The sequence below is a fragment of the Variovorax sp. W2I14 genome (assembly GCF_050435205.1).
Classification (GTDB): domain Bacteria; phylum Pseudomonadota; class Gammaproteobacteria; order Burkholderiales; family Burkholderiaceae_C; genus Variovorax; species Variovorax paradoxus_C.
The window spans coordinates 5,455,231-5,478,426 of the sequence record NZ_JBNDJX010000001.1 but is presented as its reverse complement, the minus strand read 5'-3'; the positions used below and the strand labels follow the sequence as shown (position 1 = coordinate 5,478,426).

The 23,196-nt window shown below is 66.1% G+C and carries 21 protein-coding genes; 12 read left to right on the top strand and 9 right to left on the bottom strand.

What is annotated here, in order from left to right; genetic code table 11:
- The first annotated feature begins 12 nt into the window (after nt 1-12).
- From QF040_RS25595 to QF040_RS25580, 4 genes are read left to right on the top strand one after another with little or no spacing between them, the layout of a single operon-like run.
- Complete coding sequence (locus QF040_RS25595) at nt 13-792, top strand: DUF1365 domain-containing protein (RefSeq protein WP_429614695.1); 780 nt, start codon at nt 13-15, stop codon at nt 790-792.
- Nucleotides 789-2,015 carry an SAM-dependent methyltransferase gene (locus QF040_RS25590; RefSeq protein ID WP_013544228.1) on the top strand — a complete coding sequence of 409 codons (1,227 nt, stop codon included), beginning with the start codon at nt 789-791 and terminating at the stop codon, nt 2,013-2,015. Before QF040_RS25595 ends, QF040_RS25590 begins: the two co-directional genes overlap by 4 nt.
- A 6-nt stretch (nt 2,016-2,021) precedes the next feature.
- The gene (locus tag QF040_RS25585; protein ID WP_429613348.1) at nt 2,022-3,311 is read left to right on the top strand and encodes an MFS transporter; all 1,290 of its coding nucleotides are present in this window, start codon (nt 2,022-2,024) and stop codon (nt 3,309-3,311) included.
- Nucleotides 3,308-4,102 carry an SDR family NAD(P)-dependent oxidoreductase gene (locus QF040_RS25580; protein ID WP_429613347.1) on the top strand — a complete coding sequence of 265 codons (795 nt, stop codon included), beginning with the start codon at nt 3,308-3,310 and terminating at the stop codon, nt 4,100-4,102. Before QF040_RS25585 ends, QF040_RS25580 begins: the two co-directional genes overlap by 4 nt.
- A gap of 48 nt (nt 4,103-4,150) precedes the next feature.
- On the opposite strand, the gene QF040_RS25575 is transcribed toward QF040_RS25580, so the two are convergent.
- Nucleotides 4,151-4,762: a glutathione S-transferase N-terminal domain-containing protein gene (locus tag QF040_RS25575; protein ID WP_013544231.1), complete on the bottom strand. Its 612-nt coding sequence runs from the start codon at nt 4,760-4,762 to the stop codon at nt 4,151-4,153.
- A gap of 137 nt (nt 4,763-4,899) precedes the next feature.
- On the opposite strand from QF040_RS25575, the gene purB reads away from it, so the two are divergent.
- From purB to QF040_RS25555, 4 genes are all read left to right on the top strand, one after another.
- Entirely contained in the window at nt 4,900-6,279 is a 1,380-nt protein-coding gene (gene purB, locus QF040_RS25570; protein ID WP_013544232.1) for an adenylosuccinate lyase, read from the top strand.
- A 138-nt stretch (nt 6,280-6,417) separates the two neighbouring features.
- A complete protein-coding gene (locus QF040_RS25565; RefSeq protein WP_429613346.1) occupies nt 6,418-7,560 on the top strand; it encodes a PepSY-associated TM helix domain-containing protein in 1,143 nt (380 codons plus the stop codon).
- Between the two features lie 88 nt (nt 7,561-7,648).
- The gene (locus QF040_RS25560; RefSeq protein WP_429614694.1) at nt 7,649-9,781 is read left to right on the top strand and encodes a TonB-dependent receptor family protein; all 2,133 of its coding nucleotides are present in this window, start codon (nt 7,649-7,651) and stop codon (nt 9,779-9,781) included.
- 34 nt (nt 9,782-9,815) lie between these two features.
- Nucleotides 9,816-10,376 (top strand): YaeQ family protein, encoded by a 561-nt coding sequence (locus QF040_RS25555; protein WP_013544235.1) that lies wholly within the window; start codon nt 9,816-9,818, stop codon nt 10,374-10,376.
- 19 nt (nt 10,377-10,395) lie between these two features.
- Here the strand turns inward: QF040_RS25555 and QF040_RS25550 are convergent, their stop codons facing one another.
- Both QF040_RS25550 and QF040_RS25545 read right to left on the bottom strand, forming a co-directional pair.
- Nucleotides 10,396-10,701, bottom strand: coding sequence for a putative signal transducing protein (locus QF040_RS25550; RefSeq protein ID WP_429613345.1), 306 nt, complete (start codon nt 10,699-10,701; stop codon nt 10,396-10,398).
- Between the two features lie 12 nt (nt 10,702-10,713).
- Nucleotides 10,714-11,187: a DUF3717 domain-containing protein gene (locus tag QF040_RS25545; RefSeq protein WP_041943095.1), complete on the bottom strand. Its 474-nt coding sequence runs from the start codon at nt 11,185-11,187 to the stop codon at nt 10,714-10,716.
- 498 nt (nt 11,188-11,685) lie between these two features.
- On the opposite strand from QF040_RS25545, the gene QF040_RS25540 reads away from it, so the two are divergent.
- The 3 genes from QF040_RS25540 (at nt 11,686) to QF040_RS25530 (ending at nt 13,432) form a co-directional block, all read left to right on the top strand.
- Complete coding sequence (locus QF040_RS25540; RefSeq protein WP_013544238.1) at nt 11,686-12,432, top strand: TerC family protein; 747 nt, start codon at nt 11,686-11,688, stop codon at nt 12,430-12,432.
- A 94-nt stretch (nt 12,433-12,526) separates the two neighbouring features.
- Complete coding sequence (locus tag QF040_RS25535) at nt 12,527-12,991, top strand: hypothetical protein (protein ID WP_013544239.1); 465 nt, start codon at nt 12,527-12,529, stop codon at nt 12,989-12,991.
- Between the two features lie 87 nt (nt 12,992-13,078).
- Nucleotides 13,079-13,432: a phage holin family protein gene (locus QF040_RS25530; RefSeq protein ID WP_013544240.1), complete on the top strand. Its 354-nt coding sequence runs from the start codon at nt 13,079-13,081 to the stop codon at nt 13,430-13,432.
- Nucleotides 13,433-13,444: 12 nt separating this feature from the next.
- Here QF040_RS25530 and QF040_RS25525 read toward each other — a convergent pair whose 3' ends face one another.
- Nucleotides 13,445-15,022: a M48 family metalloprotease gene (locus tag QF040_RS25525; protein ID WP_429613344.1), complete on the bottom strand. Its 1,578-nt coding sequence runs from the start codon at nt 15,020-15,022 to the stop codon at nt 13,445-13,447.
- A 120-nt stretch (nt 15,023-15,142) separates the two neighbouring features.
- Here QF040_RS25525 and moaC point away from each other — a divergent pair, with 120 nt between their 5' ends.
- Nucleotides 15,143-15,625, top strand: coding sequence for a cyclic pyranopterin monophosphate synthase MoaC (moaC, locus tag QF040_RS25520; RefSeq protein ID WP_429613343.1), 483 nt, complete (start codon nt 15,143-15,145; stop codon nt 15,623-15,625).
- A gap of 23 nt (nt 15,626-15,648) precedes the next feature.
- Here the strand turns inward: moaC and QF040_RS25515 are convergent, their stop codons facing one another.
- From QF040_RS25515 to pilV, 5 genes are all read right to left on the bottom strand, one after another.
- Nucleotides 15,649-16,065 (bottom strand): type IV pilin protein, encoded by a 417-nt coding sequence (locus QF040_RS25515; protein ID WP_429613342.1) that lies wholly within the window; start codon nt 16,063-16,065, stop codon nt 15,649-15,651.
- Nucleotides 16,066-16,169: 104 nt separating this feature from the next.
- Nucleotides 16,170-21,194, bottom strand: coding sequence for a pilus assembly protein (locus QF040_RS25510; RefSeq protein ID WP_429613341.1), 5,025 nt, complete (start codon nt 21,192-21,194; stop codon nt 16,170-16,172).
- Between the two features lie 15 nt (nt 21,195-21,209).
- On the bottom strand, nt 21,210-21,800 hold the full coding sequence (locus tag QF040_RS25505; protein ID WP_429613340.1) for a pilus assembly PilX family protein: 591 nt from the start codon (nt 21,798-21,800) through the stop codon (nt 21,210-21,212).
- The gene (locus QF040_RS25500) at nt 21,797-22,654 is read right to left on the bottom strand and encodes a prepilin-type N-terminal cleavage/methylation domain-containing protein (protein ID WP_429613339.1); all 858 of its coding nucleotides are present in this window, start codon (nt 22,652-22,654) and stop codon (nt 21,797-21,799) included. Before QF040_RS25500 ends, QF040_RS25505 begins: the two co-directional genes overlap by 4 nt.
- A 4-nt stretch (nt 22,655-22,658) precedes the next feature.
- Entirely contained in the window at nt 22,659-23,192 is a 534-nt protein-coding gene (pilV, locus tag QF040_RS25495; protein WP_429613338.1) for a type IV pilus modification protein PilV, read from the bottom strand.
- Nucleotides 23,193-23,196 lie beyond the last annotated feature (4 nt).

The window sequence follows — 23,196 nt, the reverse complement described above, 5'->3', positions numbered from 1 at the left end:
CCGCTTCCGTTGATGGGCTTCGGCGAGGTGCGCCATGCGCGTCTGCGTCCTGCGCGCAACGCCTTCGTCTACCCGACCTATTTCCTGATGCTGCCGATGCGCACCCTCCGCGCGCACGGCAGCGAGGCGCTCGCGCTCAACCGGCGGGCGGCGCTGTCCTTTCACGACGACGACCACGGCGACGGCCGGGCGCCCGCGCAAGGCGGCGCGTTGGCCTGGCTCGACGACCTGCTGGCCGCCCACCAGATCCACGACGCGACCGGCGAAGCCTGGCTGCACTGCTACCCGCGCGTGTTCGGCTACACCTTCAAGCCGGTGAGCTTCTGGTATTGCCACACGGCCGAAGGCGCGCTGCGCGCCATCGTGGTCGAGGTGAACAACACCTTCGGCGAGCGCCATTGCTACCTGCTGGACCGCCCGGTCTACGGCATGGAGCTCAAGGCCACCAAGGCATTCCATGTGTCGCCGTTCTGCGAGGTCAGCGGCGGCTACCGCTTCCGCTTCTTCGTCGATGCCGAATTCGCCCACACGGTGGTGCGCATCGACCACGACGACATCGACGGCCCCTTGCTGCAAACCAGCGTCAGCGGCGAACTCGCGCCGCTGACCGCCGCCACCGTGCGCCGTGCGCTCTGGCGCTATCCCGCGATGACCTTCGGCCTCATCGCGCGCATCCACTGGCAGGCCGCCAGGCTCTGGCTCAAGCGCGTTCCTTTCGTCGCCAAGCCTGCGCCGCCCCGCCATTTCGTGTCCAGCGACCACCCGCACCAGCAGCAGCAGGCGAACCCATGACTCCCACCACCACCGCCCCCCAGGTTTCGCGCTTTTCGCTGCCCCAGGATGCGCCCGGCGCCGCGCGTACCGTGCTCGGCCTGCTGCAGCGCCTGGCGCACGGCTCGCTCACGGTGCGCCTGCCTGACGATTCGGTGCGGCACTTCGGCGCCGCGCCCGGCAGCAGCGATCTCACGGCCTCGCTCACGCTGCGCAACTGGGAGGTCTGCAAGGCCGCGCTCAAGTCGGGCGACATCGGCTTTGCCGAGAGCTACATCGCGGGCGACTGGACCACGCCGAACCTGGTCGAGCTGATCAAGGTGTTCATCGCCAACCGCCGCGCCATCGAGGACGTGGTCTACGGCAGCTGGTTCGGCCGCCTCGTGTACCGCGTGCGGCACCTGATGCACCGCAACAGCAAGGCCGGCAGCTCGCGCAACATCCATGCGCACTACGACCTCGGCAATGCCTTCTACAAGCTCTGGCTCGACGAGACGATGAACTACTCGTCGGCCTGGTTCGAAGGCAACTTCGACAAGCCGATGCCCGAGGCACAACGCGCCAAGGTGCGCCGCGCGCTGGAGTTGGCGAACGTGAAGCCCGGCGACCGCGTGCTCGAGATCGGCTGCGGCTGGGGCGCGCTGGCCGAGATGGCCGCCTTCGATTTCGGCGCCTCGGTGACAGGCGTGACGCTCTCCACCGAACAGCTCGCCTTTGCCCGCCAGCGCACCGCGGGCCTTTCCGCCGACCTGCGCCTGCAGGACTACCGCGACATCGACGACGCACCGTTCGACGCCATCTGCTCCATCGAAATGGTCGAAGCCGTGGGCCGCGAGTACTGGCCGACCTACTTCCAGAGCGTGAGCCGGCTCCTGAAGCCCGGCGGCCGCGCCTGCGTGCAGAGCATCGTGATCGACGACCAGCTCTTCGACCGCTACATCGACTCGACCGACTTCATCCAGCAGTACATCTTCCCCGGCGGCTGCCTGCCCTGCCCGCGCGAGTTCCGGCGCGAGGCCGAGGCCGCCGGGCTGGCGGTGGTGGACGAATTCGCCTTCGGTGCCGACTACGCCGAGACGCTGCGCCGCTGGCGCGAGCACTTCCTCGCGCAGCGCGGGCAGATCCTGCAGCTGGGCTTCGACGAGCGCTTCATGCGCATCTGGGAGTTCTATCTCGCGTACTGCGAGGCGGCGTTCTCGCAGGCCAACATCGACGTCGTCCAGTACACGCTGCAAAAGCGCTAGCCCTTCGTGTCCTCCTTCGGACCTCTGGCCGGCGTGCGCTACGGGCTGCTCGGCCTGCCGCTCGCCTTCGTCGCGCTGCCGCTCTATGTGCTGCTGCCGAACCACTACGCACGCGCCTTCGGCGTGCCGCTCGCCACGCTGGGCGCGGTGCTGCTGGGCGCGCGGCTGCTCGATGCGCTGATCGATCCGCTGCTCGGGCGGCTCAGCGACCGGCTGCATGCGCGCTCGGCGCAGGCGGTGCTGGGCTTCGGCGCGGTCGCCGCGGGCGTCCTGCTGCTGGGCTTCGGGCTGCTTTTCTTTCCGCAACTGCTGGTCGACCCTGCGCACCATGGCGCGCTGCTAGTGGTGGCGGCCGCGCTGCTCGCGCTGACCTACGCGGGCTACAGCATGCTGAGCATCGCGCACCAGTCGTGGGGCGCGATGCTGGGCGGCGATGCCTCGCAGCGCAGCCGCATCGTGGGCTGGCGCGAAGGCATGGGGCTCGTCGGCGTGGTGCTGGCTTCGGTCACGCCGACGCTGGCGGGATTGCCCGCGACCGTCGCTCTGTTCGGCGTGCTGCTGGTGGCCGGATGGTTCTCCTGGACGCAGGCGCCGCGTCCGGCACGCAACGCCGCGCCGCATGTATCGGTCGACCTGCGGCTGCCGCTTCGCAGTGCGCCGTTTCGCCGCCTGCTCGCGGTGTTCGTGCTCAACGGCATCGCGAGCGCGGTGCCGGCCACGCTGGTGCTGTTCTTCGTGCAGGACCGGCTGCGCGCGCCCGCCGCGATGGAGCCCGCATTCCTCGGCCTCTATTTCGTCGTGGCCGCCGCGTCGATTCCGGCGTGGCTGCACATCGTGCGCCGCTGGGGGCTCGCCCGCAGCTGGCTCGGCGGCATGTGCATGTCGGTGGCGGTGTTCGCATGGGCCGGCGTGATGGGCGCGGGCGACGCGGTGCCTTTTCTCGTCGTCTGCGCACTGTCGGGTTTCGCGATCGGCTCCGACCTCGTGCTGCCGAGCGCGCTGCTCGCCGGAATCATTGCCGACGCAGGTGACCAGCCGCATGCCGGTGCCTACTTCGGCTGGTGGAATTTCGCGACCAAGCTCAACCTCGCGCTGGCCGCCGGACTCGCGCTGCCGTTGCTCGGGCTGGCCGGCTACGTGCCCGGCGCGCGCGATGCGTCGGCGTTGCAGGCGCTGTCGCTCGCGTACTGCCTGCTGCCCTGCGTGTTGAAGTTGGCGGCTGGTGCGGCGCTGTGGGCGCTGGTGATTCGATCGCCCGCTTCCGCCCTTCAGCTTCCTGCGAAGGCGGCGCCGTGAAGCCCTTCAATCCGCCGCTCGCCGACTGGCAGGGCAAGACGGCTTGGATCGTCGGCGCCTCCTCGGGCATCGGCCGCGCGACGGCGCTGGCGCTGCTCGAAGGCGGCGCGCGGGTCGCGGTGTCGGCCCGCAACGGCGAAGCGCTCGAGGAACTCGCGGCGCTGCACAACGATGCCGCGCTGCCGCCGCGGGTGATCGTTCTGCCGCTGGACGTGTGCGATGCCGCCGCCGTCGCCGCCGCCTATGCGCAGCTGGAAGCGATGGCCGGCACCATCGATCTCGTGCTCTTCAACGCCGCCACCTACGGCGCGCTGCGCGCCGACGCATTCGCGCTCGACGAAATGCTCGCGCACCAGCAGGTCAACTACGTCGGTGCACTGAACGTGCTGGCGGCTGTGCTGCCCGGCTTCGTGGCACGCGGCGCGGGCCACATCTCGCTCACGGCGAGCGTCGCCGGCTTTCGCGGACTGCCGAAAAGCCTGGCCTACGGCCCGACCAAGGCCGCGCTGACCAATCTGGCCGAAGTGCTCTACATCGACCTGCACGCACGCGGCATCGGCGTGAGCGTGATCCAGCCGGGCTTCGTGGCCACCGCGCTCACCGCGAAGAACGACTTCGCGATGCCGGCGCTCATCACGCCCGCTCAGGCGGCCGAGGCCATGCTCGACGGCTGGCGCCGGGGCGCATTCGAGATCCACTTTCCGCGGCGCTTCACCTTCTGGATGAAGCTGATGCGGCTGCTGCCGTACCGGCTCTACTTTCCGGCCGTTGCCAGGTTCACCGGGCTCTGAAAAAGAAAAAGGCGCCGGGTGGGCGCCTTTGTCGTGGGTCGTGCCGTCTCAGGGCTGGGTGTCGATGAAGCTCGGGCGGAGCATGAGCTTGTCGTACAGCTTGGCCAGATTGGCGTGCTCGCCGCGCCAGTCGATATCGGGGAAGCGCAGGCTCAGCCAGCCCAGCGCGCAGCCCACCGCGATGTCCGACAGGCTCAGGTGGATGCCGCTGCAGAAAGGCTTGTCGCCCAGGCCCTTGGACATGGCGGCCACGCCCTCCACGACCTTGGTGCGCTGGCGCTCGATCCAGGTCGTGCTGCGCTCGTGGTCGTTGCGGCCGGACCAGGTGGCTTCCAGGCGCCAGAGCACGCCGGCGTCCATGACGCCATCGGCCAGTGCTTCCCAGGTCTTGACCTCGGCGCGTTCGCGGCCCTGCTGCGGGATGAGCTTGCCTACCGGAGACAGCGTGTCGAGATATTCCACGATCACGCGCGAATCGAACATCGCCTCCCCGCCTTCCATGATCAGGCAGGGCACCTTGCCCAGCGGATTGGAATTGGAAATGGTGGTGTCGGCGGACCAGACGTCCTCGAGCACGAACTGGTAATCGAGCCGCTTTTCGGCCAGCACCACGCGCACCTTGCGCACATAGGGGCTGGCGGCGGATCCGATCAGTTTCATGAAGGCTCTCTCCCTTTGTTCTTGGCTGGATGACACTTGCTAATAATCATTTTAGGTGAATGGGACCGGCGGAGCCCCGAATCCGGCCCGATGTGTCGGTACGGCCCCACGGACCGCCGGCCGCCTAAAATTCGGGCATGAGCTTTTCCACCGTCTCCGCCCTCTCCCCCCTTGACGGCCGCTATGCGGCCAAACTCGCGGCCTTGCGCCCGCTGATGAGCGAACAGGGCTACATGCACCGTCGCGTGCAGGTCGAGGTGGCGTGGTTCATTGCGCTGTCCGACTGCGGCTTCGCCGAATTCAAGCCCCTCACCGGAGGCGCCCGCAAGTACCTGCTGGGCCTGGTATCCCACTTCTCCGAGGCCGACGCGCTGGCCATCAAGGAGATCGAGAAAACCACCAACCACGACGTGAAGGCCGTCGAGTACTGGATCAAGTCCAAGTTCGAAGCCCGGCCCGAGCTGCTCGCCGCCGCCGAGTTCGTGCATTTCGCCTGCACCAGCGAAGACATCAACAACACCAGCCACGCCCTGCAGATCCAGGCCGCGCGCGAAAAGGTGGTGCTTCCGGCCATCGACGGCCTGATCGCCAAGCTGCGCGAAATGGCGCACCAGTTCGCCGGCGTGTCGATGCTCTCGCGCACCCACGGCCAGACCGCCAGCCCGACCACCGTCGGCAAGGAAATCGCCAATGTGGCGGTGCGCCTGTCGAAGGCCCGCGCGCAGATCGCCTCGGTGCAGCTACTGGGCAAGATGAACGGCGCCGTCGGCAACTACAACGCCCACCTGGCTGCCTGGCCCGACTTCGACTGGGAGGCCTTCAGCCGCAAGGTCATCGAGACGCCGGCGCCGCTGGGTCTCGGCCTGAGCTTCCAGCCGTACAGCATCCAGATCGAGCCGCACGACTACATGGCGGAGCTGTTCGACGCGGTGGCGCGCGCCAACACGATCCTGATCGACTTCTCGCGCGACGTCTGGGGTTATGTGAGCCTGGGCTACTTCAAGCAGCGCCTGAAGAAGGGCGAGATCGGCTCCTCGACGATGCCGCACAAGGTCAACCCGATCGACTTCGAGAACGCCGAAGGCAACCTGGGCCTGGCCAACGCGGTGCTGCGCCACCTGAGCGAGAAGCTCCCCATCAGCCGCTGGCAGCGCGACCTGACCGACAGCACGGTGCTGCGCAACATCGGCGTGGCTTTCGGCTACGCCACGCTGGCTTATGCGAGCCTGGCCACTGGCCTGGGCAAGCTCGAACTCAACGAAGAGGCGCTGGCCGAAGACCTGAATGCCTCGTGGGAAGTGCTGGCCGAGCCGATCCAGACCGTGATGCGCCGCTACGGCGTGCAGGGCGCTTACGAGCAATTGAAGGAAGTGACGCGCGGCAAGACCGTCACGGCCGAAGCGCTGCACGGGCTGATCCGCTCACTGGCCATTCCGGACGAGGAAAAAGCCCGCCTTCTGGCCATGACGCCTGCCAGCTACGTCGGCAAGGCCGCAGAGCTCGCCACTAGAATCTGAGCCCCGTGCATCGATCCACCAACCGCCGCGAGCGGTTGGCCGGACTCGCACACAAACCCCGACTTTCCAGCCAACGCGCCCTTTCAGGGACGCGCCAGCCAACAACCATGACGGGACTCCTCGAGGTCCCCGTGATTCATGCTGCGCGCTCCGCTGCGACGTCTCTGGCTGAAAATCCACCGCTGGACCGGGCTCACGCTCGGCCCGATCCTGGCCCTCATTGCGCTGCTCGGCGCGGTGCTGGTGGTGGCCCAGCCGATCGACCGCCAGGTCCATTCCGATCTTTTCGTCTCGCGCAGCGGGGGTGATGCCATCGCGGCCGCCGCCGCGCTGCCGCTCGAACCGCTGCGCCAGCGCATCCTGGCCGAGTTCGGCCCCGACACCAACTTCACGCTGCGCCCGCCGCACCACGCCGACGAAACACTCTGGGTGCTGGTGCGCGGCAAGTGGAGCGGCACGCTGTACCTCGACCCCGCCAGCGGCGCCGAGCAAGGCCGGCGCGGCACCGAGGAAGGTTTCTACAACCTCGCCTACAAGATCCACAACAGCCTGCTGCTCGACAGCACCGGCAAGGGCATCCTGGCTTTCGTGGCCCTGTCCTACCTGTTCCTGCTGGTGACAGGCCTGGTGCTGTGGTGGCCGGTGCGCTGGCCGCCGTCGCTGCGCATCGTGCTGAACCGCGGCCTCTTGCGCGGGCTGTTCGACCTGCACCGCACGGGGGGCGCGGTGCTCGGCCTCCTGATCGCGGTGTCGGTCGCCACGGGCGCCTACATGGCCTGGCGGCCGCTGGGCGATTTCATCTCCGCAGCCATGGGACAGAAGCCGATCAAGGCGCCGGCCATCGCGAAGGGCAGCGCAAGCGGTCCGCGCATGCCGCTCGACGAGATCGTGGCGCGCGCCCAGAAGGTCTACCCCGGCCAGCCGATCGGCTACGTGCTGGTGCCCGGCAAGGCAGACCGGCCGGTGCGCGTGCGCTTCCGCCTCGCGGACGACCCGCACCCGAACGGCATCAGCTCGGTGTGGCTCCACCCTGTCAGCGGCGAGGTACTGGCCGCACGCAAATGGCAGGACCTCGACGCCGGCAACGGCGCGGTGGCGGTGATCTTTCCGCTGCACACCGGCGAACTGGGCGGCGTGACCCACCAGGTCGTGACCGCGCTGCTCGGCCTTGCGCTCGGCGGCCTGGGGTTCAGCGGCATCTGGCTCTGGTGGCGCCGACGCGCCATGGCCGCCGCGGCGCGCCGCAACAACAACGCGCTTTCCAGTCGAACGACGTCCTGAAGAAGAAGCCCCACGGCCCGCCACTGGTTTTTAGTTTTCACCCCGGAGGATTTCCCCCTTGTTCCCGCACAAACGCACCGCCATCGCGATGGCCCTGTTGCCCCTGAGCCTGCAGAGCTTCGCAGCCGACGCAGAACCTGCCGCCGACCCGTCGAAGTCGCTGGACACCATCACCGTCACCGGCGACTGGCTCGCCAGCCCCAACGAGACCAAGGTGCTCGAGCACGCCGGTGCGCGCAGCATCGTCGAGCGCAAGCAGATCCAGGAAAGCGGCGCCTCCAGCGTGCGCGACGTGCTGCGCCAGATTCCGGGCGTGCAGGTGCAGGAGAGCAACGGCACCGGCGGCAGCGACATCTCGCTGAACGTGGGCGTGCGCGGCCTGACCGCCCGGCTGTCGCCGCGCTCGACCATCCTGCTGGACGGCGTGCCGCTGGCCTATGCGCCCTACGGCCAGCCGCAACTGTCGCTGGCGCCGCTGTCGCTCGGCAGCATCGAGACGGTCGACGTGGTGCGCGGCGCGGGCTCGGTGCGCTATGGCCCCCAGAACGTAGGCGGCATCATCAACTTCGTGACGCGCGCGATTCCCAAGCAGTTTTCGGGTGAAGTCGGCGTGGGCATCGAAGGCGTCGGCCACGGCGGCGGCACCAAGACCACGCCCACGCTGTTCGTCGGCGGCACCAACGACAAGGGCCTCGGCCTCGCGCTCTTGTATTCGGGCACGCACGGCGACGGCTTCCGCCAGAGCAACGACCACACCAGCATCGACGACCTGATGCTCAAGGGCGCCTACCGGATCTCGAACACCGACGACATCGCCATTTCGCTGCACCACTTCGAGGGCAAGGGCCGCATGCCGGGCGGGCTCACCACGGCGCAGTTCGCGGCGAACCCGTTCCAGTCGGACCGCCCCTTCGACGAATTCACCGGCAGCCGCACCGACGGCTCGATCAAGTACACGCACAACGACGGCGTGAACAAGTTCGAGATGCTGGGCTACTACACCGACTCGTTCCGCAGCAGCTACCTGGAGCAGGAAGGCACCGGCACCAACGCCGGCAAGCGCCGCCTGACCAGCTCGCCGCGCAACTACAAGACCTTCGCCATCGAGCCCCGGTATTCGCGCCTCTTCGATTCGGGCAGCGTGGTGCAGGAAGTCAGCGTCGGTTTCCGGTACCTGCGCGAACAAGCCTCCGAGGTGGCAACGCGCACGGTCTACTACACGCCCTCGCCTCTGGAGAACGCCTACAGCCGCACCCAGTCCCCCTTCCAGACCAGCAAGGGCGGCACCGTCGCGCACGCGTTCTACATCGACGACCGCATCGACTTCGGCAACTGGACGGTCACGCCCGGCGTGCGCTACGAATCCTTCAGCTCGCACAACGACGTGTTCACCGTGGCGAACAACCGCATCACGAACGCGATCTATCCGAAGATCGATTCCAACGAAGTGCTGCCGACGCTGTCGGTGCTCTACCGCGCGAGCGAGCGCTGGTCGCTGTTCGCGAATGCCGGCGTGTCGTTCGGCCCGCAGCAGTACGCCCAGCTCGCGCAGTCCACCACCAGCCTGCATCCCGAGAAGGCCAAGACCTACGAAATCGGCACGAAGTACAAGGGCGAAGCCTGGAGCGGCGAGCTGACGCTGTTCAACATCAACTTCGACAAGGAGCTGCTGCTGGCGCGCTCCATCACCGGCGACGTCGGCCAGTGGACCGACCTGGGCGCCACGCGCCACCGGGGCCTGGAATCGGCGCTGCGCTACGACCTCGGCGACCTGAGCGCATCGCTCAAGGGCCTGTCGGTGTCGGGCACGTACACCTACACGCAGGCCACCTCCAAGGCCGGCAACTTCGCCGGCCGCGACCTGCCGTTCTATTCACGCCAGATCCTGACCCTCGGCACGCGCTACGAGCGCGGGCCGTGGACCTTCAACGCCGACATCTACGCGCAGTCCAAGCAGCGCTCGCCGGGCTCGCCGGAAGACGGCAAGCCGTACATCACGCTGGAAGATTCGACCGGCCGCTTCGGCAACATCCCGGGCTACAGCACCGTGAACCTGCGCGCCGCCTACGACTTCGGCCCGTCGATGAGCAACCTGAAGCTGGCCGTCGGCATCAAGAACCTGTTCGATCGCCGCTACTACAACCGATCGGTGGACAACAACGGCGGCAAGTACGTCGGCCAGCCGCGCACGCTGTACCTGCAGGCGTCGGTGGCGTTCTGAGGCCGGGGGAGCGCGGGCATACACTCGCGCACCCATGGCCCTCAAATCCACCATCTTCAAGGCCACCCTCGCGGTGGCCGACATCGACCACGGCTACTACGCCGACCATGCGCTGACCCTGGCGCGCCACCCGAGCGAGACCGACGAGCGGATGATGATCCGGCTCGTCGCGCTCGCGCTCAACGCGCACCAGCTGCAGGACATCTGCCAGGGCGACGGCACGCTGGCCTTCGGCGCGGGTCTCTCGAACGTCGAGGAGCCCGACGTGTGGCTGCGCGACTTCACGGGCGAGGTCAAGATCTGGGTCGAGGTCGGCCAGCCCGAGGACAAACCCATCATCAAGGCCTGCGGCAAGGCGGACGAGGTGATCGTCTACTGCTTCAACCATGCGGCCGAGATCTGGTGGCGCGGCATCGAGAACAAGCTCACGCGTCCGCAGAACCTGAAGGTCTACCGCGTGCCGACCGAGGCCTCGCAGGCACTGGCCGCGCTCGCGCAGCGCAGCATGCAGCTGCAGGCAACGATCCAGGAAAACACGCTCACATTGGGCGACGGCACGAACAGCATCGACGTCGAACTGCTGCGCTGGAAGTAGCGCTTCGGCCTCCGCAGCGCTAGACGGCCGGCATCATCTCGCCGCACTGCCAGCACTGCTCGAAACCACCCTCGATCCGCTCGCCGCACACGCACTGCCAGTCGTGCTGCGGCCGGTGCTGCACCGCATGCAGCAATTCCTTGGCGCGATCGAACTGGCTCTCGTCGTCGATCCAGATTTCCGGCAGGCACTGGTCGGGCGGCAGCTGGCCCATGACGGCGCCGAGGAACTCGCGCTGCACCGTGGCTTCGACGCCATCCTCACGCAGGGCGTGCACCCACAGGGTTGCGATGGCGAGATTGGGCGCTTGGGCAAGACGACGCACGGCGATGGCCTCTCAAGGCGTGTCGTCGGGACCGAGGGGTTCGGCGGGGTCGTCGGGCCCATCAGGCCACTTGGGTGGTTCGGCTTCACGCGCCCGCTCGGCGTACTTGTTGAAGCGCCAGGCCGAGTCTTCCATCGTGATGCGGCGCCAGGTCACGCGCTTCTCGACCGGGGTCATCGCGGGCCAGTGCTGCACTTCGTCGAAGCTGCGGCCGCAGCCTTTGCATTCGTCGTCGCCCTGGCTGGTGGAGCAGATCGCGATGCAGGGCGTGTCGGGGGTGCTGTGGTACCAGTCGAGCCATGCGGCCCAGGCCTTGGGCGGAAAGCCGACCTCGTCGACCTCGTCCTCATGGTGGAACACCATGAGCGCGTAGACCTCTGCCAGCGCGCGCAATTCGGGCGCCAGCGTGATGCCGTCGGGCGAGGGACTTTTCGCGCGCCAGTGGTTGATGGCGGCCTCGATGTCAGTGATGTGAATGGCGGCCATGGGGGAGTGAAAAAGCAGCGAGCGGCAATCATAGTCCGCCAATGTCCCGCAGCCTCGAAGGGACATGGTCGCTACAAATCAGATAGCACGCAAGCTCCTGTTCATCGGCCCTCCCGAGCGGTTCTCTTCGGATGCTTGAAAACTTTCGGTTGCCACGCCGCGAGCTTCGATGCTCTAATCCCGCCCACGAAGGGGAGTAGCTCCCGACCGCCGTGGACAACGGCGGACATCGACAGGTCGTCAATACGAAGCACAACACTTCCGGCCTTTCGGACAACGCATGCGCACTGGCGCAGGCGCTGTTGAGCAAGACCTTCGATTTGAACCTGCGCAGGTTTGGTCGAAGCGTTCGCAAGTCCCCGGAGTCCACACCCGGCGCCTTCGTTTCCTCGCTTTCGACCAGCCCCGTGCGGGATGAATCGAAACGCATCGATATGCGCCTGCCCGTCGCGATCCAATCAAGGAACGGCAGGAACGGCGCGAAGACAAGAGGAACCTATGGAACAGTTCATGACCCCGGAATTCTGGGTCGCCGTCGGTCAGATCATCATGATCGACATCCTGCTGGGCGGCGACAACGCCGTCGTCATCGCGCTGGCGTGCCGCAAGTTGCCGCCCGCCCAACGCACCCAGGGCATCCTGTGGGGCACCGCCGGCGCCATCGTGCTGCGCGTGATCCTGATCTTCTTCGCGCTCACGCTCCTGGCCATTCCGTTCCTGAAGCTGGTGGGTGCCCTCCTGCTGTTGTGGATCGGCGTGAAGCTGCTCGCTCCCGAACATGACGACGCGCACGGCAACATCACCGGCAGCGACAAGCTGTGGGGCGCCGTCAAGACCGTGATCGTGGCCGACCTCGTGATGAGCGTGGACAACGTGATCGCGATCGCCGGCGCCGCTCAAGGTGCGGGCGAAGGCCACCAGATGCCGCTCGTGATCTTCGGCCTCTTGGTGAGCATTCCGATCATCGTCTGGGGCAGCCAGCTGGTCATCAAGCTGATGGACCGCTTCCCGCTGATCATCACGCTGGGCGGCATGCTGCTCGGCTGGATCGCCGGCACGATGGCCGTGTCCGACCCGGCCTTGGCGAACCCCACCAACTGGACCTGGGTGCCGAAGGTGCCGCAGACCGACACGATCAAGTACGCAGCCGGCATCGGTGGCGCGCTGCTGGTGCTCGCGATCGGCAAGTGGGTGGCCATGCGCCAGGCCCGCAACAAGCCGGAAACGGCTGTGACGACCGGCTGAGCACTGGCATACCCCATTGATCGCCAGAAACTTCGCTGAGAAACTTTCCTGTCCAAACCAGTCTCTGCCACTCTAACTATCTGAAGGAGCACTCATGGAAAAGATCATTCTTTATGTCGACGACGCCGTGTATGCCAGCGAGCAGTTCGCCGAACTCGCGCCGGATGCCAACAGTGTCGTGGCGCGCCATTGGGTGCTCGTGGCTTGCGCGCCGCGCATGACGCATCGCATCAGCAAGTGGGTGAGCCACAGCGCACGCGAGAACTGGCGCGCCAAGTGGTTCAGCAAGGTGCAGGCGCAGTTGCTGCCCCTCCTCGAGCGCAACGGCGGCCAGGTGACCCCGGTGCTGGCCAAGGGGCCGCTCGCGGAATTGACGGTGCAACTCAAACGCGAGCACGGTGCATCGCATGTGGTCGATGCGCGTCGCCCGAAGATCGGTGTCGATCTGGAACCGGTCACGCCCGACCAGACACCCGCGCATCAGTCGGGGTGGGCCTTTCCCGGCGCCGTGATGGGCATGGGCGCATTGCTGGTGCTGGCGAACGAACTGGCCGAGTAAACACGAGGCAGACACCTTCTGACGAGCCCCGGTGCGGCAACGCACCGGGGCTCGTTGTTTTGGGGGCTCTGGGGTATCCTGCGCCGCATGCGCATCATCCTCAAATGGCTGCTCAGCGCCGTCGCGCTGCTGGCAGTGGCTTATCTCTATCCCGGTGTCCAGGTCGCGAGCTTCGGTTCCGCACTCATCGCAGCCGCGGTGATCGGGCTGCTCAACATGATCGTGCGGCCGGTGCTGGTGGTGCTGACATTGCCGGTCACCATCGTCACGCTCGGGCTCTTCCTGTTCGTGATCAACGCGCTGCTGTTCTGGGCCGCGTCGGGGCTTCTCGGCGGCTTTCACGTCAACGGCTTCGTGGCCGCGCTGATCGGCTCGCTGATCTACTCGCTGCTCGGCCTTCTCATCGAGACCGCGCTCGGCGGCCTTCTCTCCAAGCGTTGAGCACGACTGCTACTATCTCAGCGGCGGCTCTTCCGCCTGCTGCTTGACCAGCACATCGACGGCGCGTGCGCGGGTGTCGATGATCGACGCCTCGTAGTGATCGATCGGCGCGCCCGAAGCGCCCGACTTGCGCACCAGCTCCTGCGCCGCCTTGAAACGATCGCGCGCGGCAGGGTAGTCCAGGATCGCCACGTTGGCTTCGGCATCGGCGCGCACCGCCCGCAGCGTGTCGTTCTGCGCGCCGTACAGGTTGCCCAGCACGCGCCACACGGTGGCATCGCGCGGATTGGCGGCCACCCAGTCGCGCAGCACGGGAATCATCGGCTCGGGCTGGCGCGTGGCGGTCGCGGCTTCGGCCGCAAGGATCATCTCGGGACGCTCCTTCGACCTGGCATCGAGCAGCGCGGCCGCCTTGGCCGGAGCGCCGGCGGCCAGTTCGATCTCGGCACTGAGCCATCGCGCCTGCTTCGCCGCAGCCGGGTCTTCCGCAGTGCGCGCGACGAGCCGCTCGGCCAGTGCACGTGCCGACTTGTAGTCGCGCAGCTCCTTGGCCCCCAGCGCCGCCGCGTAGAGCGTGCCGGCCTGCTGGGCCGGCGTGCTCTTGGCGAACTCGCCGCTCGCGGCCGACTGGATCCAGAGCCGCAGCACGTCGACGCCCGGCCGCGTCAGCACGCGGGCGCGCGAAGCGATCATCGCGTGGTCCATCGCGAGCGGCAGCGCGGGGGCCGTGTCCATGCGGAACTGGAACCGGCCCTGCATGTCCGAGATGCGCTCGGTCGTGAGCGGATGGCTGCGCAGGTAGGGGTAGGAGCCGTTGTCGTTCAGGCGCGAGGCGTACTGCAGCTTCTCGAACATGGCGGCAGCGCCCTGCGGCGCAAAGCCCGCCTGCGTCATCACGCCGAAGCCGATGCGGTCGGCCTCGCGCTCCATGTCGCGCGAAAAGCTCAGTTGGTTCTGCATGAAGAGCGCCTGGCTCCCCATGATCACGGCCTGGCCGGCGTCGCCGTTGCGGCTCTTGCTCGCGGCGATCATCCCGAGGATGAGGCCCGCGATCATCAGCGGCATCTGCTTGCCCTGCTTGCTCATCATCCGGGAGATGTGGCGCTGCGTGACGTGCGAGAGCTCGTGGCCGAGCACCGTCGCCAGCTCGTCGCGGCTGCCCACCGCGGCCACCAGCCCGAGGTTCAGGCCGAGATAGCCGCCCGGCAGCGCAAAGGCATTGATGTTGCGGTCGCGGCCCAGCACGACGATCCAGGCGAAGCGCTCGTCCAGCTCGGGCGTGAGCTCGCCCCGCGCGCGGGCGGCGGTCAAGAGGCGCTGCCAGATCTCTTGCACGTAAGCGGCGATCACCGGATCGTCGATGTAGTCGGTGTCGCGATAAAGCTCGCGGGCGATCTGGTCGCCGAGGCTGCGCTCGGCGCTGGCGGTCATTTCGCCGCCGTCGCCGAGGCCGGGGAGGATCGACTGCATCTGCGCGCCGGCGGGTATCGGCAGCAGGGCCTGCGCCGCTATCAAAACGGAAGCGCATAGCGCGCGCAGGGTGGGCGTTGCGGTGGTCTTTGGCTTTGCGGAGGGAGTCAAGCGCAGCATTCCTCGTCCATGGCTCGGGCTCTTATGATGCACCTTCGAAACGAACGTTCACCCATGAGCATCGCGCCGGACGGCTCGCAGCAAGCTCGACGCGGTGCGCAGCACGAAGGTACCCCATCCATGAACACCCTCACCCACTTTGATGCCCAGGGCCAGGCCCACATGGTCGACGTGGCCGCCAAGCCCGCCACCCACCGCGTGGCCGTGGCCACGGGACGCATCGAGATGCAGGCGGCGACGCTCGCGCTGATCGAATCCGGCACGGCGAAGAAGGGCGATGTGCTGGGCATCGCGCGGATCGCCGGCATCCAGGCGGCGAAGAAGACGAGCGATCTGATTCCGTTGTGCCATCCGCTGGCGCTGACACGGGTCGCCGTGGCGTTTGCACTGGCGGATGCGGGCAGTGCGCCGCAAGTGGCTTGCACGGCGACCGTCGAGACCGTCGGACCTACCGGCGTGGAGATGGAGGCGCTGACCGCGGTGCAGGTGGCGCTATTGACGATCTATGACATGTGCAAGGCGGTGGACCGGGGGATGCGGATCACCGATGTGCATGTGCTGGAGAAGCATGGGGGGAAGTCGGGGAGTTGGGTGGCGGGATAAGACCTGGTGTGCCGGCAGCATAGCTAGCGCCAGCAAGTCGCCGTCGTACCTGGGGTACCGGCAAACATATTCTTGGTGCCTTTGGCATCCAAAGTGAAGTCGCCGCACTTGCTATCCGCAGTTTGTGCCCCCGTACGCTGGGCTTTCAATGTGTAGTCCGTGGCGGAAGCATCGATCACACTCAATGTGTAGTAGCCGTTCTGCGACGCGGCGCCGTCCGGTAGCTTCAGCTTCGTCAGGTCGGAGGTATAGCTTCCGTTCTGTGCACGGAAACGCTCTTGGCGTGCGGCAGCATCATTGAGCAGGTTTTGCCCCTCCACCCGCCGGGAGCGCTTCACGTACTCCATGTACGACGGGTAAGCAATAGCCGCCAGGATGGCGACGATGGCCACCGTGATCATCAGCTCGATCAGGGTGAAGCCCTTTTCAGCATTGCGCACTGGTTTCTCCTTCAAAAGACATGCTTCGGGCCGCTTGGGCGAATACGGGTGGCATCGGGCGACACCCCCGTCCTCTAGATTCGGGCGGGGGAGCGCTTGAAACATCAGTTCGGCGGCTGCTTTCGCCAGCTTTGCCGGCCGAACTGCAACCCGTGGTTGACGGCCTTCTTGGGATCCCCGCTGGGGTCGAACACTTGCCCGCCGCCCACGGTCTGACTGCCCCCGCCGGTTGGCGTGCCATTGACCTGGCCGCCCGCCACCATGTCGGCGGAATTGAACACCCCGTCGCTGTTCATGTCGAATACGACGTAGTCGGTACGGCCACCACCATTCGGATCGATGCCGTAGATCGTTCCGCTCATGCCCGCTGCACAAGCGTCGTCTGAAGTCCGAACCGACGTAAGGAACAGCCCTCGTCCGTACAGCGTCATGTCATAGACCATCTTCTCCCCGTTGCGCGGCAGATCCACGATCCAGCCCCATTTGTCGACATCGGCGTCTCGTGTGCCGGTGGCATTGGCCTTGTACCAAGCCACCGTGTTGTTCGTCAGCGAGAAGTTGCCTGTCCCGGCCCCCAGTTCCTCGAACGACTGGCTCTGCAGATTGGTGCGGCCCTTGGAGGCCGTCGGCAAAGGCGTGGGCGATGTCGCCCCCCTGCCGCTGTAGCGGTCCCAGATGCCATACGCGGTCTGTCTCTGCGTGCTGCTCTTGTCGCTGGCCGTCAGCAGGCGCCCCGTACCGAAGATCACCAGATCGCCCGTTCCCGTGGGGTGCGGTACCACGTAGGGAGCCGTCGTGATGGCTTGGCGCTTGTCGTTCGCATCCCTGGCGGTATAGAACTTCTGCACCGTCCACGCCGAGATATCGCCGCTGCTCATGTCGAAGCGCCACACGTTACCCGCGAGGTCGCCGGCGTAGGCCACGTCCACCTTGCCATCGCGGTTGTTGTCCACTGCACTCACACGCGACAGGCCGTTGCCTAGGGGCAGGGACGCCGCCAACTCCTCGGCCGTCATGCCACCATCGAGATCGAAGCGCCGGAGCACGGTGCCGTTGGAGATGTCCAGGACGAACATGCTGGCGCCGCCGCCGCCTGCAGTGCTGTTGCCGCCCTGATAACCACCGGATACCAGCGCGACCCATTTGCCCTTGCCGGTTGCGGGATCATTGAGACGAGCAATGGTCGGTTTCGGCAGCGAGTTGCCCATGTTGGCGTTCTGGTCGGAACCGAACTCCCACAGGAGGCTGGGCGATGCGGGATCGGTCACGTCCAGCGCAAACACTTGCCTGCCGCCTGCGCCCAGGCTGCCGATCACCACCTTGTGCCACGCCGCGCCGAAATACACGTCCGAGGCAACGGGCGAGCCATCGACGTAATAGCGATGGGACGTTCCGTCCTTCTTGCCGTAGTCGGGCGCGGTCAGCGTGTTCAGGTTATTGCGCACCGCCGTGGGAATGAAGGCGAACTGCTCCACGCCGTCCGCCGCGCTGAAGGCATGGAACATGCCATCGTTGGCGCCAACGTAGATCATCTCGCCCCGTCCCGCCTGAGTCGTGGCATAGGTCGCGTAGTTGCTGCCGGTGCCTTCTAGCGCATCCGCCGGGGCCGCCCTGTAGAGCGCTCCGCCCACGCGCAGAGGCGAGGAGTTGACGATGTCGCCCAACACATTGGAGCTGAGGGTGGTGCCGGTGCCAGTGGACACCTTATTGCGGGCGCGAAACGCGTCGTTCTCGCCACGCAGGAAAGCGATGCGCTGCTCGGCCTTGCCGTCGGCGCGGGCCGGACTCGTGCCGGGCTGCAGGTTCAGCGCCGTGAGCCACGCCGCATCGGCCGTCTGTGCGGAGATGCCCGTGAAGGTAAAGGGGCGCAGGGTCGGCGTGGTGGTACCGGCGCCCGCGTACAGGATGTTGCGCGTCGTCTTGTCGCGCGCAGCCAGTTTCTCCGCAGCGCTCCACTGACGCACGGTGTTGAAGCTGGTGGTGGTGGTGCCGCCAGGGCCGGCGGTGTTCGTCGCGGTGAGCTTGTCCCGGATCACGTCGCCTGCCCAGCCATCGGCCTCGAACAGCGTGCGGTAGACATCGGCGCCCGCGGCGATCGTGCCACCGGGCAGGCTCAACGACACCGCCGTCACTGAATTGTTCTTTTGCAGGATGTCATTGAAGGCCTTGGTCATCTGCGCCTTCAGCGTGGTGGCGTTGGTGACCAGGAAATAGTTGTCCGGGTCGCCCGCGACCAAAGCCGGATTGCGCCCCGGCATGCCGTACTTGGCGGCATACCACAGCGGGTCTTTGAGGAAGCTGCCCGAGGAGCCCGTGGTGCTGGGCGTGAAGGTGCGGCTTGCCGTGAGTGGCAGGTCGGCGCATTTCGCTTCGTTGGGTTTGTCCGCGCAGTAACCGGGCGCCTGCCCTTGAGGCGTGTTCAGCGCGTAGTAGACGGAGCCAGTGTCCTTGTCACGCACTTCCAGATACATGCCATCCTGGGTGGTGCCCGAGATCACGTAGCCCATGTGCTGACCGATGCTGCCCGCGGCGTACTCGGACAGCATGTCGACCGTCACCGTGCCGTTCGCCTGCAGCGCGACGGTATAGCGCGAGATGGCATCCATGTCGTGGTCGGCGCCCTGCTCCACGTCCTCGTAGTTGATGCGGAATTCCGCATAGGGCCGCCCCCCGTTGATGCTGGCGTTCTGGTCCGCCGTGCCGGTATTGGCGATGCGGTCCACGTAGTAGTCCACGATCTGATTGGTCGGCGCGAAGACCGTCGGGTTGATGTTGAAGCCGGTCACGGACTTGGCAAAGGGGGAGATCGTCACGAACCGGCCATTGCCCACCGGAAAACGGATCTCCGGCAGCGGGGAGGCGATGGCCACGGAATAAGTCATCAGCGCGTTCTTCACCGTGCCACTACCGAAAACCGCGTTGTTGGCAGCAAAGCGCGATACGCCCGCGGAGTAAAAACTGCCTTCCTTGCTGGGCTCCTGGGGCGACAGCCCGCGCACCCAGGAGAGATCATCGACCGTCTTCACCGACGGCGCGCCGTTCGCGTTGGTCGAGTTCGACTGCCCGATGAAGAAGTTCTTGCCGTTGATCCCCTCGGCCGTGCCGATGGCCTGCACCTCGTTCGCGACATTGAAGCCGGTCAAGGCGCTCGCATTGGCGTCGATGGACTGATAGCGGCTACCCGGCATCTTCGTGTCGTACGAAGGATTGATGTCGCTGAGCACCGTCATCACCGGACGCGCGCAATACTGGTAGCCGCCGCCACCGCTGGCCTTTGCCGTGTAAGGCGCAACCCATGCGGGCTTGGAGAGATTCAGCGGGTCCGCGCTGTCCTTGGCACCGGTGCCGTAGTCATACTGGCTGTGGGCTCCCGAGGCTCCGGCGAAATAGCGCAGCGTCTCGAACATCATCTCGCCCACGGGGTTGCCCCACATCGAACACATCGACGGATCAGCTTTGCCGCTGATTGGGCCGTCGCTGATCCAGCCGCACTCGTTGTACTGGCTGCCGTTGAAGCCGATCAGGCGCAGACGGTCCATGTTGGCCACGACACCGGCAACGCCGGTCTGGTAGACGCCCGTCTGCGGGTTCACCTCGTCGGCGAAGCTGCTCATGTTGCGGCGCAGAATGCCGCCCGCGATGTTCTTCTGGTACGAGCCCGAGAGCAGGCCGAAGTACATCTTGTTGTTTTCGCCAAAGTCGTGCAGCAAGCCGGTCGGCTTGTAGATGGCCGTGCCGCCGTTGTTCGGATAGGACTTGCAGCTGGCTTCGCGCAAGGCCGCGTTGGTGCTGGAGCAGGCTTCCACACGGACCTTGCGGGTCACGATGGTGCTGACAGGCTGTATCTGCACCTGCAAGGCCAGCCCCCAGTTGTCGTCGCCTGAACCCTCGACATGGCGGAATACGATCGTGTTCCAGCCCTTCGCGAGGGTGATGCTCTGCGAGTGATTTCCCAAGCCGTTTTGGCTGCGGTCTGCACCGTGGCCGCCATACCAGCCCCAGCGTGTGCCAGCGATGGTGGCCTCGACGGCGTCATCTCCATCAACGGCAAAGGTGTAGGTTCCTGCCTCCGGAACATTGACTTCGCCCTTGATCTCCGTCAGGTAGTTGTCTTGGGTGCAGTTGTTGTTTTTGCTACCGGTGAACGGGTTGTTACCCCCGCCAGTGGTATTGATCACTTGAAGCGTACCCGTGCCGCACAGGTTTTTGCTTATTGCGTTGGTGGCGAAGAACGAGGCCATTTCCGTCGCATTTGTCGGCGTCGCATCGTTGTTTCTTGTCTTCTTCCACGTCATGATGCTCAGCTTCTGGAACGAAGTGCTGGGCAGCATCTGGAATACCGTACCCGACGCGCATGGCACCCCACCCAGGCAAAGGTCCTGCCCCGCAGTTCCCTCCTTGGACACCCAGTCCCAGATCTGGAATTTCGAGTCGTTGAGAACACGCAGGCGGGGGATGGCGTCGTCGCCGGTCTCGCCCAGCGTGGTCACGGCGAACAGATGGCGGGTGCCGCTCACCGGCGCAGCCAGCGGCGCGTAGTCGCTGATGTTGTAGACGGTGCCATCACGAACCGGGTCGTAGGCCTTGCCCCACGCATGCGCGTCCCGCGGTACGTAGGCGCCTTGCAGCACGGTGCTGCTGGTGGTGTCGGTCACGCGCATGCCACCGTAGAGCACCCGGCGGATGGCGTCCATGCGCGACGTGGTGAGATAGTTCAGGAAGTCACCGCTCCAGCGGGTTCCGCCGCAGAGCTTCTTCTTGTCGCCCGTGGCAGCCACGGCGGGCGTGAACTTTTCGTTGGCGTAGTCGTAGCAGGCGTTGTTGTTGAAGTAGCCGTAGTAATCGATCTGATTGGGCTTGTAGCCCACGTCGATCACGCCGTCGCCATTCAGGTCGGAGGCGTCGTTGTAGGCCTCGTAGTAGAGCTTGTGGTCGCGCCCCATCACCAGCATGTTCAGTGGCGGATTGCTCTCGCTCACGAACAACGGCGTCTGCGCCAGGGCCGTGTCTCCGCCGTCCTGCGCGGTCGCAAGGTGCTGGCCGAACAGCATGGCCGCCGCAGCCGCGAGCAGGCCGACTGTGTGGAAGATGCGAAAGGGTGAGCGCTGTGAAGGTGTGGAGCGAGCCATTGCAGCCCTCCTCGATTATTGGATGAACAGATTGATCGTGGAACGCAGGCAGAACGCCTGCGGGCCGCAGGTTTGCACGCTGGCCTCGGCGGTGGCCTGGGCGTTGAGTTCGTAGAACTCCATGCAGCCGGTGCCGGCGGCCTCGAGCGCGGATGTGGCGCTCGAACCCTTGGGGCAGACCGTGGAGACGTAGCGCGGATACCAGTAGCCGGACGGGTCTTGATAGCTGGACCCGAACCCGGTGGCCTTGGTTTTCACGGCGAACGAGGTGTTCAGCCCGAACTCGTCGGTGCGTGCTTCCCCGACGTAGCACGGCTTCGCGCCGTCGAGGGGGCTGGTCGCAGCGTCGGCGCACTTGGCGAGCGACAGGCCGTACTTCTGGATGGCGCGTTCGCCTTGGCGCAACGCACCGTCGGCCGTTTCCTGCAGCCTTTGGCTCTGGAGCATGTTGCCGGCAATGCGCGACTCCAGCGTGATGGTGCGCATGCCGACCACAGCCAGCACCAGCACCAGCAGCATCATGATCATTGCGACGAACAGCGCGGCGCCGCGCTGGCGGGCCCGCGAGGAAGAGGAGGAAGGCAGGGGGTGACGTGGCACGCTCATGGCATCAGGTTTCTCAACGTGAGGGATCCGCTGGACAACTGGTAGAGCTGACCCTTGCTGGCGTCGCAACTGGCGCCGGCACCGCCCGCAGCTTCCCAACGGGCGCACACGGTCGACTCCACGCCGCCCGTGACCCTCTGGGCGGAACTGGCCAGCAAGACGGAATAACGCAATGAACGGATGACATCGCCGGCCGCGAGAGCGCCGGACTTGAACGCCTCGACCTGGCGCATGGCAAACGAGTCGCTGCCCTTGCCGACGCCGAACTCGAAAAACACGCCTTGCACGCCGGCGGCCACTTCTTCCCCGCCCGCAGCTTGACTGCCGGCCTGGCAGACCAGCGCGTTACCGGCGACCTTGTACCTTTCAACGAACAGGCCCGCACCCAGAGCCGGCGCGGGCGGCGCTTCATAAGGCTTCAAACCGGCGATACCCGCCGCCGAACCCGCGCAGTCTTTCTCACTGTCGTCGCGCGGCTGATAACGGATGCACAGGTCGCTGCCGTTGATGTTGATCGCCTCGCCCCGCGCGAATTGGCAGCCATTGGGAAGGGCGGCGGCATCGGCCGGAAAGGCCTCGTCCATGGACTGCGTCGGGTCGCGCCGGTAGCCGGCCTTCGTGAACTCGTTTTCCAGGGTCGCCAGCGTGTAGCGGCTGTTGCCGAGGTTCTCGCTCTGGCTGGTGCGGAAACCGAAGTTGCGCAGGCCTTCCATGTAGATCGTCGTGGCGATCAGGATGACGATGAGGCCCACGGCAATGGCCACCATGAGCTCCACCAGCGAGATGCCTTGCTCGGCTGCTCGAGAGCGGGGGATGACGCTGCCACGCCGCTTCAGCGGAAATTTGTGCGACATGGGCTCAGAGCCTCGATCGCAACGTGAAGGTGCAATATTCATTGTCATTTCCATCCAGGCATTGGCCCTTCTTGACCGGCCATGCGACGGTGATCGCGATCACGCCGCTCGTCGCATCCAGGCCGACGGCAAAGTTGCTCGTGACAAGGTCATCGGACAGCTCGGGCATGAGCTGCTTGGCGCGCAGCCCCCAGCAACCCAGCCGCTTGGCCGGGGCCGAATCCAGCGGCTGGCAATCGGCTGCCGCGACGGCTGCAACGCCGGTTCCCTCCGCTTTCAGGTAGCCGCCCAGATCCCCCTTGGGCGTGCCGTCGGCTTGCAGGATGGTGAGCGTGTCGCCGCGCATCGTCTCCATCAATTCGGACGCGACCATGGATGCCATCTGGCGCCGCTCGGTATCGGTGCCGAATTGGATGGCGCGCACGTGCATGCCGGCGGCGCCGAGCAGGCCGACACTCACCAGCAGCACAGCCATGAGAACCTCGATGAGGCTCATGCCCGCTTGCCGGGACGACGATGGAGAACGAGGGATGTGCATGGAA